This is a genomic window from Campylobacter sp. IFREMER_LSEM_CL2127, from assembly GCF_025771745.1.
In the GTDB taxonomy this organism is placed as follows: Bacteria; Campylobacterota; Campylobacteria; order Campylobacterales; family Campylobacteraceae; genus Campylobacter_D.
In genome coordinates this window covers 125,052-139,807 of record NZ_JAKMQV010000001.1, presented here as the reverse complement: position 1 = coordinate 139,807, position 14,756 = coordinate 125,052, and the positions used below count along the sequence as shown (strand labels likewise).

Sequence of the window (14,756 nt, the reverse complement as noted above, 5' to 3'; positions counted from 1 at the left end):
CCTATTTTTATTAAAATAGGCTAGAGTATTATTTTTTCAAAGGTTTATCTCGCATTAGAGCATAAATTAGTCCGCTTGAAAAAGCAAAGCGTGCTAACGCATTTTGTTTTTCTTCTCTTCTTAGCGCTACGGTTTTAAGATTACTTTTTCTCAAAACTGCAAAAATACTAAGTCCATACCATAATCCTAATGTTATTTTTAAAGGTAGTATTAAAATCATTAGTAATGGATTGTTACGATTATCTCTTAGTGTTGTGTATGCTATATATAATACAACGCATGCCCATATAAAAGCAATGACACCCATAATAATTAGCGCAGTATCTCTTTCTATTCGCATTAGAAATAATGTCATAAAGATTATAAAGGCTAAAGGCAATACAGCAAATAATCCAACACACAAGCTAAGATCTATTGTATTTCTATATATGACTACCTTGCCTTTTAATCCATAATACACAAGCACTGCAGCTATGATGATATATATTAAGATAGCTATGGTGATGATTATTGTATTGGTATAATCTTCTTGAGCTATTTTTGTGCTTGTATTGTTATCTATGGTTTTTTCTATTGTTATATCTTGTTGTGCTGTTGTATAATTTACTTCAGCATTAGTAAAAGTAAAGCATATACACATTAACATGCTTAAAATTAAAAATAGTTTTTTCATTTTATTCCTTTGTTTTTGATTTGTTATTTTAAATTTGATTTTTATTTTTTAACACCTCCATGACTTGATATTTTTTATTTTACAATTGTAATTTATTTTAGTGGACTGTGTTTGTCTATTTTAAATTTTTTATTTTGATATAATTAACAATGCAAAAATTAAGTTATAATTATAAAAATCAAAACTAAGGAAAACTATGAGTGATTTAAAAACTAGTTTAAATGCAATTAAAGATAAAAATTTTGGTTATTTTTTTGATAAAGATGGAAAATGTTATATTTATCATACTAAATTTGGCAAGGAAAGAAAAAGTGAAATTTCAGGAAATGATAATATTGAATCGAAATTTGAAAATTTGATTCATAATATTTATAATGAAAATAAGGATAAATTTAATAGTTTAAAAGAAGCTTTTGAGAATTATTTAAAAATTTATGGCGATAAAAGTACTATACATATTAAATTTGATGAAAATGGAGAATTTTTACAAACAAAAAGCAAAATTGTGGATAATTTTAGCAAAACATTTAAACAAAATAATTTTAATGATGAAACTTTTAAACAATGGTGGGATAAAAGTATAAATAGTGCTAGAATGCAAGGTAATGCCACAAATTTATTAAAAGATAAAGATAAATTAATTAAAAATCTTAATCAAATAGAAGAAGCGGCAAAGAGTGAAACTTTAACAAAATTATTTGAAGTGCTTAGTAAAGTAGAAGGTATGAAAGCTACAGCCAGAGAATTAGCATATTGGATGCAATTTAAAGATGATAAATTTCCACTTAAAGATGATAAATTTCCACTTGCAAATGATGCTTCTGTAAATACCGCTAAGTATATCTTTGAAATGCTAAATAAAAATTCAAAAGATGAACTTGAGAAAAGAAAAAAAGAAAATACTTCAAATAACGAACAAGCATATTTTGATTTTGTTTTGAAAGAACTTAATGTAAAAAGAACAGATAATCTTCCAAAATACTATATTTTAGATCAATTTTTAAATTTGATTGATAAGATAAAAAAATCTGATTTGGCTTTAATTACAAAAGATGAACTACAAGATGGTGATAAAAAATATATAAACAATATAACTGAAAGTGCGTATTATAAACTTTACGAAGCAGCTTATGATTTTGCAAATTTATGCGGCAAAGCAGATATAAAAAGCAATGATTTAGAAGGCTTTAAAAAGCTTTTAAAAACGCATAAAAACATCATTTTTCATGGAATTCCTGGAACTGGAAAAACCTACACTATAGTAAATAATGTAAAAAATATCATTAAAAATGAAAATCAAATGCTCATTACTCAATTTCACCCAAGTTTTTCTTATGAGGATTTTATAGAAGGTATTAAACCTGCAGGGATTGAAAATGGACAATTAAAACTTGAGCTTAAAAATGGAATTTTTAGAGAATTTTGTGATAAAGCAAAAGAAGAAGAAAAAGGATTTTCAGAAAAACTCGAAAAAGGAAATTTTAATGAAGCTTTAAGTGATCATGGGTATTTTTTCATAGCTGATGAGATTAACCGTGCGGAATTATCTAGGGTTTTTGGAGAATTACTTTATGCACTTGAGTATAGAGGAGAAAAAGGCAAGATAAAAACACAATATGCCTCTATGAGAGATGATGAGGATTTTTATGTGCCTGAAAATATGTTTTTACTAGGGACTATGAATGATTTAGATAAAAGTATAGATAGTTTTGACTTAGCGCTTAGAAGACGCTTTATATGGCAAGAAATGGAGTGTGATTATGATGTAATAAGAGATGAAATTTATGCAAAAAATATCGAAGAATACGTACAAGCTTGTAAAAAATTAAACGATAAAATTAGTAAAGATATAGGTGAAAAATATCAACTTGGACATTCTTATTTTCTAAAAATTGAATTTAAAAATAATGAAATTAAAGATAGTGATATGAAAAAACTTTTTAGCAACCGCTTTGAAGCGCTTTTAAAAGAGTATTTAAGAAGCGAATATAATGAAAAAGAAATACAAAGACAATTGGATCATTTAAAAAAACTTTTTGTTATAGAAAAAAACGATGATAAAAATAAATGATAATAGCTTTATAGAAATAGAGCAAAAATCTTCAAGAATACAAGATTTTGATCTGTATTTTGAAGATTTTATAAAAAATGGAAATTTCTTTTCTTTTTTCAATGATGATGAAAAAATTTTAAGCAAAAATGCTAAAAATCCTATCATTTCATTACGAACGATTGAAGAAAATAAAAGGCAAATTGCTAGTGGAAATTATATAGGAAAAATTTCTTATAATGGTTTGGAAATTGAGATAAATTCCAGGTTTGGCAAGAAGTTCTTAGAAAGAATGCTAAATTATGCTAATGATGTATTTGTTGATGATGTGAGTATTTATCAAGATGTAAAAAAAGAAAGCAATATAAGTGAGTTTATACTTTTTTATATCTTTGTGCAAAAACTTGAAAAAAGTTTTTTGATAGGTTTGCCTAAAAATTATCAAAGTAAAAAATACAACGACTTGCGTTTTAAGGGAAATATCGATATGGTTGAATTTATAAAACACAATATCCCTTTAAAAGCAAAGGTTGCTACAAAAACAAGAGAGCAAATAGAGGATGTGCATATTATTAATGTATTATATAAAGCATTAGAAGTCATAGAAAAGAAAAATTCAAGTTTTTTAAAAAATGTAAAGCATATAAAAACCTATTTAGTGCAAAATAAAAGCGAGCATTGTTTTATAAAAGAAAGTTTAAATAAAGCCTTTTCTAGCAAAGCCTTGAGAAATCAAAACTATCAAAACTACAAAGAGCTTTTAAAATATGCAAAAATGATCATAGAAAGTCAAAATTTCACTAGTAAAAATAAAAATGATCAAAAAAGTTATGGTTTTATCGTTAATATAGCAGAGCTTTTTGAAATTTATATAAGCAAACTTTTAAGAAATAATTTTGAAGAATATATGGTTGATTCTCCAAAGCTTGAAATTTATAAAAATAGCTTTTATAAACGCTATATAATACCTGATATTGTTTTGTCTAAAGATGATATATACATGGTTTTTGATACTAAATATAAAAGAATGAAAATGGAAGGTAGAAGCCAAAATGGCATGGGAGATTTAGACAGAAACGATTTATTTCAAATTCATACTTATATGGGGTATTATCAAAAGATAGGCAAGGTGTTTTTAGGTGGACTTTTATATCCTATGCAAGAATTTGAAAAAGCAAAATGTCATAGTGAAAATTCTATCCTTTCAGATGAGTATAAATTTATAGTTGATGGAATTTTTCTTGAAGATAGTCAAGATAAAGAAATCACTCTTGAGTATATTACCCAAAAAGAAACGCAATTTATAGAAAGGATCAAAGAGCTACTAAAACAATCATTTTAGTAGCTTAACAAAAGAAATCTTTCTTTCTATATCCTCGTGAGTGATAGAGTTTATTTCTAGTTTATAGGGTTTAAAATTTTTCGTGCTAATATTAGCAAATAAAATATCCAAACTCACATCTAAAAGTTTTTTTAAACCTTTTGAAAAATCATAATCTTTTAAATAAAAATTATTTCTTATCAAATTTTCATTTTGTTTTATAATTTCTAGCAATTCTTGCTCTTTAATATAAAATAACCCTTCTATAAGCATGTTTTGATAAGGTGAGATGTCGTTGATGTTTAGTACTTTTTTATCTATCCAGCCATTTTTAGGAAAGGCATATGCACTTGCAAGATGATAGAGTTTGTTTTTTGTATTTGTTTTTTTTAATTTATAGTATATTTTTGCATTATGTTTTATAAAATCAACAACACAAAAATGTTTAAAATCCGCATAATTTTGACTTAAAAAATTTTCAAAAGACAAAAGTTTGCTTTGAGTATTTTCATCTAAAAAATATCCATTTTCTAAATGATAACTTTGGCTTAGTAGCTGTACATCTTCTGTGTTTTGAATTTGTGTTTGGAAATTAAACTCATCATTATTTGTTTCATATAATGCTTTAATGTGTTCTTTTGCTTTTATATCATTAAATCCAAACACAAAGCTTTTGTGTATTGTTCCTTGAAGTGTTATGTTCATAGTTTTATCCTTTTTATAAAAATCCCATGTTGATTTTTTCATCATCTGATTTGAGTTTTGATTCTTTTTCTAATTTTTCTAAAAACTCATCGGCGTTTTTGATTTTAAAAATTTTATTTTGTCTAAGGATTAGCGCAAAATCGCCCAAACAAATATTTTGAAGTTTTAAAAGCCTTTTTGCAATTTGTTTTTTATCAAAGCTTAAATTTAATTCTTTAGCAAAAAATTCAAAAGCCTTTAAAAGTTTTTCTTGCTTCAGTGCTTGAAATTCTATCTTTAGATCAAATCTTCTTATGCTAGCTTTATCAAGGCTTTGTAGGTAGTTTGTAGAAGCTATGAAAATACCCTCAAAATTTTCCATTTGCATAAGCATTTCATTAACTAAGCTTTTTTCCCAGCTTTTATTTGCTTCATCTCTACTATAAATTAACGCATCGATCTCATCAAGTTGTAAGATAGCATTATCATTAGAAGCTTTTTTGAAAATGTTTGCGATATTTTTTTCATTATTGCCCACAAAAGGATCTAAAATATCACTAAGTTTATAAGAATGTAAAGTTTTGTTTAAAACATTAGCTAGTTCTTTACCAAACTCGCTTTTTCCACTACCTGCTATGCCATAGCTTAAAATTCTCAAACTTGAATCTTTATCGATATTGTTTATTAGTTCTTGTAAATTTAAATCACATTCTATCAAGCTTAAATCGTATTTTTTGTCTTTTTTTGGCATTGAAATGCTCTGAAGTGATCTTGCTTTTAGATTTTCGTTGATCAATCTTACAAATACTTCTTGGCTTTTGCTTTTAAAGATCTTAGCATTATTTGCACATTTTAAAATAACCCCTTGAGAAAGTTCAGGATGAGAAGCTATATTTTCTATAATGGCTTCATCTATTTTTATATTTTTTTTATTAAATAGCTTTTTTATATTTTGAATTTTCTTTTCTTTAGGCATACTTTCAAGCTCTAAAATCACATCAAAACGCCTCAAATACGCTTCATCCATGTCTTTAGAATTTGATAAAAATACACAAATGCCATTTTCTTCATCTAAGATTTTATTGATTTTTAATTTCTCTTTTAAAGAATCATAGCAAAGACTATCCTCGCACTCATCAAAGACTATCATTTGTTTTTTTGGATTGAGTATTTTTTTAAGTGCGTAAAAATTTGAAATTCTATTTGATTTTTTATCATTTTCGCAATCTTTAACACACAATGCTTCTTTTCCAAGCTCTTTAGCTATGAGTGCACTAAGCTCATTTTTGCCCACACCTGCTTTTCCATATATAAAAATATTCCCCTTTTGGCGTTTTTTTAAAAAAGTAATGATAGTGTTTAATTCTTCTTGTATATAGTCAAAATCACTCAAATTTAGTCTAGTTTTAGGTAAAAAATAAGAAAACTCACCCATAAGTGTAGTTTTGCTAATATCTTGAGTGAAAATGCTTTCAAAATTATTTATATCTATACCAAAGGCATCGCTATCATAATAACACAAGGTATCTAGTTTAAAAAGCATAGAATCATCACTTAAAGCTTTATTGACATCTTTTGAAGTGTGGTTGAAAATTTTTTCTATGATCTTTTTGCCCAAAGCAGTGCTATAACCTTGGTGTAAAGCAAATCTACCTTTATTTGCATAGTAAAAAAACGCAAACACATCACATTCTGCTTGAGTAAAATTTAAGTATTTTTTAAGATAACTTAGATTTTTCTTTAAAAAGCTAGGATAGATAAATTTGGAGTATTGTTTATAGATAAAACTAGGGATTTTACCATCTTTTTCTAGTGTATCTTCAAATTCGCTGTAAAAATCTTTTTTGATTTGTTTGCTGTTTGAGAGCATTTGTGCGTGTAGTGAGATGACTTTTACATTATGTGAGTAGTAATCAAAATCCGCAATGTGAGTAAGAGTAGAAGTATTTGTTTGCATTATAAACCTTTAAACTAAGATATATAATGCAATTATAAACAAAATAACTAGACTTTAGTTGTCTAGTTATGAATAATTATTAATATCATTGCTATGTGTGTATCTATCATAAGCTAGTCTTGGTAAAAAGACTATGTGTTTTAAATTTAGACTTTGTTTTAAAGTATGGATAATGCTTTCCTTGCTAAGTGTTGGATTTTGGCTAAAAATTTTCTCACACATAAAGGCAATATCATGTTTTCTTATGAAATTACCTCCATCAAGGATTAAATTTAAGTGATTTTTTAGAGGTTTTATAGTGGTTTTTAAATGTGGATAATTTCTAAGATAATCAGGATCATAAATATAGCTTGTTGCCGTATTTTCATACACTAAAGGCATGAAATCTCTTAACCATATATCATTACTTGGTATTTCTTTAAAAGCGATGTTAAATTTAGTAAAATTTCGCACAAGATTTTGATAAATTCTTTTATGTTTTGATGATAAAAGTGTAGAAATAGCTATCATTTATCGCTCTTTTGCATTCTTAAAACTAATAACTCATCATCATAAATAATGTCATATTGTAAGATATCTCCCCAAAGTTTTAATTTGCCTTGTGAATTTTCATAATGCTTTATAGTAAGTTCTTTGAGCTTTTGCATGATTTGTGTTTTATCAAGATAGAGCATATCATTGCTAATAGGAAATTTAAGCACGCGTAAATGAGATAAAAACATCAAGGTATGCAAAGGCTCGCTTTTGCGTTTAAAATTTGTTTTTATGATGGCTTTTGCTTCTTGTAATTTTGTGTATTTATCTTTTAATAAAATACTTTGTTCTAAAATTGAATTTAAAATTTCTTTATCTAAGATAAAATCAAATTTTTGTATAAATTCTAAAGAGGAATTTACCATATCATAATGTCCTTTTAAAAGCCATTCTTGTATGCTTTCGCATTCTAAAAACAAAGTTTTTGTTTTGGTAAATTTTTCTACATTGTTATAACCAAATTTCTTTGCAAGTAAAGTCTCATCGGTGTGAGTTAGGATGTGTTTCATGGTTTGAAGCATTTTTAATCCTTTTTGAATGATTTGAAAAATCATATCTAAAAAAAGCAGACAATGGTAGTCTATATTTTTGTAGTATAATTGTGAAAATTATTTTAAAGACATTGTGAATGAAAAATTTTATTGAAGAATTATTAAGTATTAATGATAAATTTAAAGAAAATATCAAAAAAGGCATGAGCGATATAAATATTTTTGAAGCTTTGGGAGTTGAGTATAAAGAAAACTATCATTCTAAATTTATAGCTTATTTGATCGATCCGCATGGTGATCATTATCAAGAGCTTTTTGCAAATGAGTTTTTAAAAAAACTTGGAAGATACACAAAAGCTAAGAAATTTAAAAATCTTACAGCCCATGACATAGAAAGCGTAGAAACAGAAGCTTGTGCTAAAGATAATAGAAGGATCGATATACTCATAGGCTTAAAAGATAAAAGATATATCATCATAGAAAATAAACTTTATGCAAAAGATCAACCAGATCAACTCAAAGACTACATAAAACACATAAAAGAAAAAGTTAAAAACATAGATGATTTTCATGAAAATATACTGACTATTTATTTGCATAAAAATGAAGATATCGAGCCTAGCAAATATAGCTTAGGCACAAAAAATGGATTTAAAATAAATGATGATCTTATATATGATAGCTCTAATAAAAAAATGAGTTTTTATCTAAAAATGGATTATAAATGGATAAAAGAGTGGATTAATGCTTGTATAGGCGTATGCGAGAATAAAGTTAAAAACAATGAAATTGATAAAAAATTTTATAGAAAATGACATGATTAAAAAAGCTTTAAAAAAGCCAAAGAAGTATTAAAATCCTGACAAATAAGCAATCATTTGCTTATTTGATCAAGGTATTCTCCAACTACTTCTTTGACTTTAATTGCTATAAAATCAGGTTCTAAAACCTTTACATAAGGTATGTAATAATACACCAAAGGTAAAATTTCCATTTCATGAGTTATCTCAAGCTCTATTTCTATGGAGCCATCTTTGTCTTTACCGGTGATGATTTGTGAATTTAGAGGCTTTCTTTCAAAGTATTTTCGTATCGGTTCTTCTACTAAAAGCCTTACTGTAAAAGGCTTATCAAGACTAAACCATATAGAATTTACTCTTTGAAGTTTTACTTCTAAACTTTCATCGGTTTGAAAATGCTCTTGGGTTAGGGTGATGTTTTGGATATTTTTTAAATAAAATTTTTTGAAAATATCACGTTTTTTCATATCAAAAGCAAGCAAATACCAAAACCCACTAAAAAAGGCTAGTTTTAAAGGTTTTACTTGGAAAAGTTTATTTTCATATTTAAAGACAATTTGTGTTTTGGTGTTGATAGCTTGTTCAAGGATTTGAAAATTGCTTAAATCTTTTTCTTCTAGCTTTTCTGCATCTAAACTAGTATGGATGGGGTTAGAGATATTTTGAGAAAGCTTAGAAAGTAGGGGGTGAGCCTTAGCATAAAAGCTGTTTCCAGCACTTTTTGCCATGGTATCAAGCACTTCAAGGATTATTTTTTCATCATCTTGCTCTTGAATGTCTTTGCTTGTATCAATACGCCATTTTCTTCCATTTTTAATAAGCCCCATAGGCTCAAAAACCCCTTGCATATCTCTTTTTATGGTTTTAGCGCTTACATTGAGTTCTTGGGCTAGTTCTTTTATGGTTATGCCATTTTCAGACTTTACTAATTTTTCATATAAAACTTCAAGGCGTGTTAGTTTGGAATTTGCAATGTATTTTTTAAGATCTTTCATGATTTTTCTCTAAATTTTTTCAAAATATTAACAACAATTGCTTTATAAACAAATAAAGTCTAGTTTATAAACGCTGTAAAACTTATAGTTTGGAAATGAAAGTTTATTTAGAAAATAATATTTGAGAGTAAAAGATGATAAATATATAATTATTAGAATACAGAAGATTGTATTTTACTAGGTTTAACTAAGAGTGATGAAAGTATAAGACAAAGCAGACAAGCTTGTAAAAAATTATATGATTTGCTATATCAACAAGATTTATCAAATATAAAATTAGAAATCACAAATAAATTTTAGAAAGGAGATAAAAGTTTAAGTAGACCGAAGGTGGTATTCTAGCTCCCCTTTTTAAAGGGGAAATCAAAGCTAATAAGCCTTGACTATAATTATACAAAGTAGTATAATTATTACTAGAATTTTATGGTTCAATTTAATCACCACCTAACTGAGTGTTGATTAACACCAAAGGCGGCCACCTTTGGTGTTCCACCCTTTTAGATTATACTCAAATCTTACTTAAACTTCTAAAATAAGAAATGATAAATCTTTTATTTAAAAACACAAAGTTAGCTCTAATGGCAATTTTAGCAGGATATTTTTATCTAAGACTTGATAACACTAAAGCAAAATTAGAAAAAAGTCAAAGTGATTTAAATTTAGCTTTGAGTGTAAACAATGAACTCACAAAAATTACTCAGGAGTTGAAAACAAGACACGAACAAGAGCTAAAAGCACTCTTTCATGCAAATACTCAAAAAAATCAAATCAAAACAAGGATTGATGATGTTAAAAACTATATATCTAAAAGCAATGAAACTAATACCACTATTTTAATGCTATGCTTGATAGGCTGTGGGAGCAAAACACAAGTATTAACCAAAATACAAATTCAAAAAGTGCAAATATTAAATGAAGTATAAAAAATGTAGTTGAAAATTTTTTAAATAGTGTTATGTTGCATTATAATATACTACTTTCTTTTGGATTTTTAGTATATGTTGTGACAATATATCATTTATTGAAATTACCATTCCAAAATTTAAGAGATAATTTAGCGATAGATTCTAACAATGATGGTTTTAACAGATAATAAGTATCAATGTTCCCCGTTTCCTTGCAATAGAGGGTACTAGCCATATCGAAGATGAAGATGCTCAAGTTGGTATTAATGATGAAAATAATAATGGTTGGGAAGATGATGGTTCTTGTGGAGGACAAATTTTTATCTTTAATGGAAAAGATAATAGATGTCGCTCTAAAGACAAATTTTTTGGTTTAACTGGTGGTGGTTACTGTGATAAAGATAAAGTATTTATAGGGCTTGTACCTTGTAAAGAAGATGAAAAAAGCTAGCTAAACTCAATAAGCAAAATAGATGTGTAGAAGTTGGTGAATATTGCTCTAAAAAAATTAAATTCATAGGTTGTATTCAGCATAAAAAAACACACTGTTGTTTTAACTCAAAATTAGCAAGAATATTTAATGAACAAGGACGCCCACAAATTGGAAGAGGTTGGGGTTCTCCAAAAAGTCCTGATTGTAGAGGATTTACTCCAGAAGAATTTCAAAAGTTGGATTTTAGTGAAATAGATTTAAGTGAGTTTATTGCTGATATTGTTGGAAGTATTGATGTAGGTAAAATACAAGCTGATTCTATAAAAATACAAGAAAAGATTGAAAGCAATCTTGAGAATTTAATAAAAAAACCTACTAATTAAAAAGAAAATAAAATTATAGAAAGGAGATGGAGTTTAGTTAAAAGTTTTTTGGTAAAAGCCAAAGGGATTGTTCTAAACCCTGCAAAAGCAGGGGATGCTCAATAAGCCTTGACATAGCAAAGCATTAAGAGTATAATTATTAGAACAATGTTGAGCATTTAACTCACCTCCCTTCTGGGCGGTAAATTAACGCTAAAGGGTTGCGCCCCTTTGGCGTTGCACCCTTAATACAATTATACCAAACAAACTTTTTAACTTATTTAACACAGTATTTCAATTAACTAATAAAAGTAAAGAATCTTTTCATATCAATATCTTAATCAATAGTGATACACTTTATAAAAATCCTTTATTGCAATATAATATAAATAGAAAAATTTCTAAAGATGATAATATCATTTATGCTTTAAAAAATACTTCTAGTATAAATCAAGCTTTTAAAAACTTAAAACAATATTATTAAAAGAAAATATATTTTTAAATTTTATTGACTTAAATAGCAAAGAAAGCCTTTAAGTTTTTATAATCAAATATTAAGTAATCATCATCTTAAAGATTATTTGTATATAAAAAATAATCAATTTTTTATTAAAGAAGATATAAAAAATAAAATTGTATTTCATAATATCAATTCTTCTTCTATTATAAGTAATTATCTTAGCTTGTTAAATGATTTTAATACTTTAAGTAAGATAGAACTTATAAATATATTAGAAAGTTTAAGTTTATACAATCTTTCAACTTTAATGCAAGATATACAAAAAAGATACCTAAAACTAGAATATAACTTAAAAAGCTTTGATAAAGATAGTATCTTTTTATCTAATATGATTATGAATGTGAGGTTGAAGTAAGTAAATGGTAGATTTAGCAGGTGTGATTTGTTAATTAAAATAAAAACTCTTTTTTAATATTTTGAATATAATTTGCCAAAAAAACACTTGGGAGTAAAAAACAAATGGTGCCCGAGGTCGGACTCGAACCGACACAAGGTTGCCCTTACCAGATTTTGAGTCTGGCGCGTCTACCAGTTTCACCACTCGGGCTTTTTTTAAGATTTTAGATTAAAAATATAGAATGTAAAATTATACTAAAAAAAAATTAAAGCAATATAAAAATATTTATATAGTAAATTAAAATATCTTTAAAATTGGAACTTTTTTTGCTTGTAAATAATTAAAAAATTTATTTGTGGAGCAATATAATGAGAATTAGTAACCAGTATACTTACTACACTTCTATACAAAACTACACGGATGGTCAGTCTTTACTTAATAAATATAATTTGCAATTACAAACAGGTCAACTTATACAGCACTCTTGGGAAAATGCCAATACTTATATTAATGGTTCAAGATTAGAATATGAACTAGCTAATATAGGTCAGGTAATTGAAGGAACTCAATCAGCTATGGAATTAGCAAAAAACACAGATACGGCTTTAAAAAATATCACTGAACTTTTGGAAAAATTTAAAACACTCTTAACAAAAGCTGCAAGCGATGGTAACTCTCAAGAATCAAGAGAAGCTATAGCGAAAGAACTTAAACTTGTGAGAGATTCTATTATAAATATTGCCAATACTAGCATTAATGGGCAGTATTTGTTTGCAGGATCAAATAGTGCTAATATGCCTTTTGATAAATATGGAAACTATACTGGCAATAAAGATAATATTTTTGTAGTTAGTGGTGCTGGCACGCAAATTCCTTATAATATACCTGGTTGGGATTTATTTTTTAAACCTGATTCAAATATAAATAAAATCATTTCAACAAATGTTTCTTTCACTGATGCTCGCTATCCAGATAAAAAAGAATATTTAACAGGAGAGTCCAAATTTTCGCATTTAATAGGACAAAATTATGTGCAAAATGGAGAACTTAAGCCGGACGAGCATTTTGGCGATAGTTATGATGATAAACTTCCTTTTCCACACTCATCAATGTATATTCAAGGCGTTAGACCCGATGGAACAAGTTTTAAAGCCACTTTGGATATAGATCCTGACGCTAAAATTGAAGATGTTTTAGAAAATATTGGAAAGCTATATGGTAATACAGAGGGAAATGAAGTTGTTAAGGTCGCATTGAATGATAGTGGCCAAATAGAAATAAAGAGTTTAAAAGAAGGAAGTAGTTCTTTAGATTTTCATGCAGTTGCCATGACACCACAACTTCAAGACGCAGAGCAAATTAAAGCCTTAAGTGAGGCTGCTCAAAGAGAAGGCATCGGCATGGACGAAGTTACCAATCGCATTATGCAAGCAGCGCATAATGGAGATTTAAATAATACTAAAAGTCCAGTAACTGTGGAAGTTGGTGGTGAGCAATTTACTGTTGATATTTACAAAACAGACTTTATAAAAAGCAATATCAATGGCAATAAAACCAATGGAGCTGATTTTGATGTGCCTTTTGAAAAAGATGGCAATACTGTTTTTGGAAATGTTTCTCAAGTGATTAAAGGCACTAGTGAGTATGCTACTGATAGTACAAAATTAAGTGAAGTCGTTGCAAATGCTAATGGTAGCATGGATGGCCAACAACTTCAAATGGAAATCACTTCTAGAAGTGGTCAAAAATATAATGTAACTATTGATTTAGAAAATTCTACTGTAAGTTATCCTGATCCAAATAATCCGGGTCAAACCATAAGTTTTCCTATTACTCATTCTCAATATAATGAAGCAACTGGAACCTCAGTGGGCATGCAAACAAGACCTGAAGATATTACTTATGGTCAGTTAAATGATATTATAGGTATGTTTGCAAGCGATAATGTTCCTACAGCAACTATTAATGCAAATCCAAACGGAACTATTAATAATAATGATTTTCAAACTATCCAACAAGACATAGCTGATTCTAAGGGTTTTGTTGAAGTTAGTATGGACTATAAAGGTCGTATAAGTATTACTGATAAATTTTCAACTAATACAAATATAGGTCTTACCATTAAAGATTCAAATTCAAATAGCGGCTTTCCCCCAGCAGGAGAAGTAAGCAATGGTTCAGGTTTTGTATTTAGTGCAAATAATTCTTTAACTATCGATGATCCAAATATTGATTTGATTAAAGATTTAGATGAAATGATAGATGCAGTTTTAAATGGTAGTATGAGGGCTGATTCAGAAGGAAGTGATCCTAGAAATACAGGTTTACAAGGCGCATTAGAAAGGATTGATCATTTACAAGATCATGTTAGAAAAATGCAAACAACCATAGGAGCTTATACTAACAATATAGAAGAAACAAACAAAAGAATGACTTTTTTAAATGTTAATGTTGCTTCTATAAAAAGCGGAGTGACTGATGCTGATTATGGGCAAACATATATGATGTTTATGCAAACTATGGTTTCTTATCAAGCTATGCTTTCAGCTACTTCTAAAATTTCTCAAATGAGTTTATTAAACTACTTATAATTTTTGATATAATAGCTTTTTTCTTTATAAAAGGATGTGTTATAAAAAAAGAAGCTATTTTTATCATTTCTAATGTTTTTATTTTTTATTTTTGTCTAAGTGC

At 27.5% G+C, this 14,756-nt stretch carries 11 protein-coding genes, 1 tRNA gene and 3 pseudogenes; 8 read left to right on the top strand and 7 right to left on the bottom strand.

Features of this window, described 5'->3' with window-relative positions; translation table 11 throughout:
- Positions 1–28 precede the first annotated feature (28 nt).
- Positions 29–673, bottom strand: a complete 645-nt coding sequence (locus L8V77_RS00725) for a hypothetical protein (protein ID WP_263664296.1) — start codon at positions 671–673, stop codon at positions 29–31.
- 196 nt (positions 674–869) lie between these two features.
- Here L8V77_RS00725 and L8V77_RS00720 point away from each other — a divergent pair, with 196 nt between their 5' ends.
- Together L8V77_RS00720 and L8V77_RS00715 are read left to right on the top strand one after the other, a co-directional pair.
- Positions 870–2,744: an McrB family protein gene (locus L8V77_RS00720; protein ID WP_263706227.1), complete on the top strand. Its 1,875-nt coding sequence runs from the start codon at positions 870–872 to the stop codon at positions 2,742–2,744.
- On the top strand, positions 2,728–4,065 hold the full coding sequence (locus tag L8V77_RS00715; RefSeq protein WP_263706226.1) for an McrC family protein: 1,338 nt from the start codon (positions 2,728–2,730) through the stop codon (positions 4,063–4,065). Before L8V77_RS00720 ends, L8V77_RS00715 begins: the two co-directional genes overlap by 17 nt.
- On the opposite strand, the gene L8V77_RS00710 is transcribed toward L8V77_RS00715, so the two are convergent.
- The 4 genes from L8V77_RS00710 to L8V77_RS00695 form a co-directional block, all read right to left on the bottom strand.
- The gene (locus tag L8V77_RS00710; protein WP_263706225.1) at positions 4,057–4,749 is read right to left on the bottom strand and encodes a hypothetical protein; all 693 of its coding nucleotides are present in this window, start codon (positions 4,747–4,749) and stop codon (positions 4,057–4,059) included. The genes L8V77_RS00715 and L8V77_RS00710 overlap by 9 nt on opposite strands.
- A 13-nt stretch (positions 4,750–4,762) precedes the next feature.
- Positions 4,763–6,685: an AAA family ATPase gene (locus L8V77_RS00705; RefSeq protein WP_263706224.1), complete on the bottom strand. Its 1,923-nt coding sequence runs from the start codon at positions 6,683–6,685 to the stop codon at positions 4,763–4,765.
- A gap of 66 nt (positions 6,686–6,751) precedes the next feature.
- On the bottom strand, positions 6,752–7,195 hold the full coding sequence (locus tag L8V77_RS00700) for an agmatine deiminase family protein (RefSeq protein ID WP_263706223.1): 444 nt from the start codon (positions 7,193–7,195) through the stop codon (positions 6,752–6,754).
- The gene (locus L8V77_RS00695; protein WP_263706222.1) at positions 7,192–7,740 is read right to left on the bottom strand and encodes a hypothetical protein; all 549 of its coding nucleotides are present in this window, start codon (positions 7,738–7,740) and stop codon (positions 7,192–7,194) included. Before L8V77_RS00695 ends, L8V77_RS00700 begins: the two co-directional genes overlap by 4 nt.
- Positions 7,741–7,847: 107 nt before the next feature.
- Between L8V77_RS00695 and L8V77_RS00690 the strand changes: the two are divergent.
- Positions 7,848–8,513 (top strand): annotated as a pseudogene (locus L8V77_RS00690) (PD-(D/E)XK nuclease family protein); the annotation flags it as partial.
- A gap of 71 nt (positions 8,514–8,584) precedes the next feature.
- On the opposite strand, the gene L8V77_RS00685 reads toward L8V77_RS00690, so the two are convergent.
- The gene (locus tag L8V77_RS00685; protein ID WP_263664290.1) at positions 8,585–9,505 is read right to left on the bottom strand and encodes a helix-turn-helix transcriptional regulator; all 921 of its coding nucleotides are present in this window, start codon (positions 9,503–9,505) and stop codon (positions 8,585–8,587) included.
- Between the two features lie 539 nt (positions 9,506–10,044).
- On the opposite strand from L8V77_RS00685, the pseudogene L8V77_RS00680 reads away from it, so the two are divergent.
- The 4 genes and pseudogenes from L8V77_RS00680 to L8V77_RS00665 all read left to right on the top strand — a co-directional run bounded on the left by L8V77_RS00680 (position 10,045) and on the right by L8V77_RS00665 (position 12,080).
- Positions 10,045–10,421: pseudogene (locus L8V77_RS00680) on the top strand (hypothetical protein).
- Positions 10,422–10,914: 493 nt separating this feature from the next.
- Positions 10,915–11,001 (top strand): annotated as a pseudogene (gene traN / locus L8V77_RS00675) (conjugal transfer protein TraN); the annotation flags it as partial.
- A gap of 78 nt (positions 11,002–11,079) precedes the next feature.
- A complete protein-coding gene (locus L8V77_RS00670; protein ID WP_263706220.1) occupies positions 11,080–11,226 on the top strand; it encodes a hypothetical protein in 147 nt (48 codons plus the stop codon).
- A 560-nt stretch (positions 11,227–11,786) separates the two neighbouring features.
- On the top strand, positions 11,787–12,080 hold the full coding sequence (locus L8V77_RS00665; protein ID WP_263706219.1) for a hypothetical protein: 294 nt from the start codon (positions 11,787–11,789) through the stop codon (positions 12,078–12,080).
- A gap of 105 nt (positions 12,081–12,185) precedes the next feature.
- On the opposite strand, the gene L8V77_RS00660 is transcribed toward L8V77_RS00665, so the two are convergent.
- A tRNA-Leu gene (locus L8V77_RS00660) sits at positions 12,186–12,272 on the bottom strand.
- Positions 12,273–12,430: 158 nt separating this feature from the next.
- On the opposite strand from L8V77_RS00660, the gene flgL reads away from it, so the two are divergent.
- On the top strand, positions 12,431–14,653 hold the full coding sequence (gene flgL, locus L8V77_RS00655) for a flagellar hook-associated protein FlgL (protein ID WP_263706218.1): 2,223 nt from the start codon (positions 12,431–12,433) through the stop codon (positions 14,651–14,653).
- Positions 14,654–14,756 lie beyond the last annotated feature (103 nt).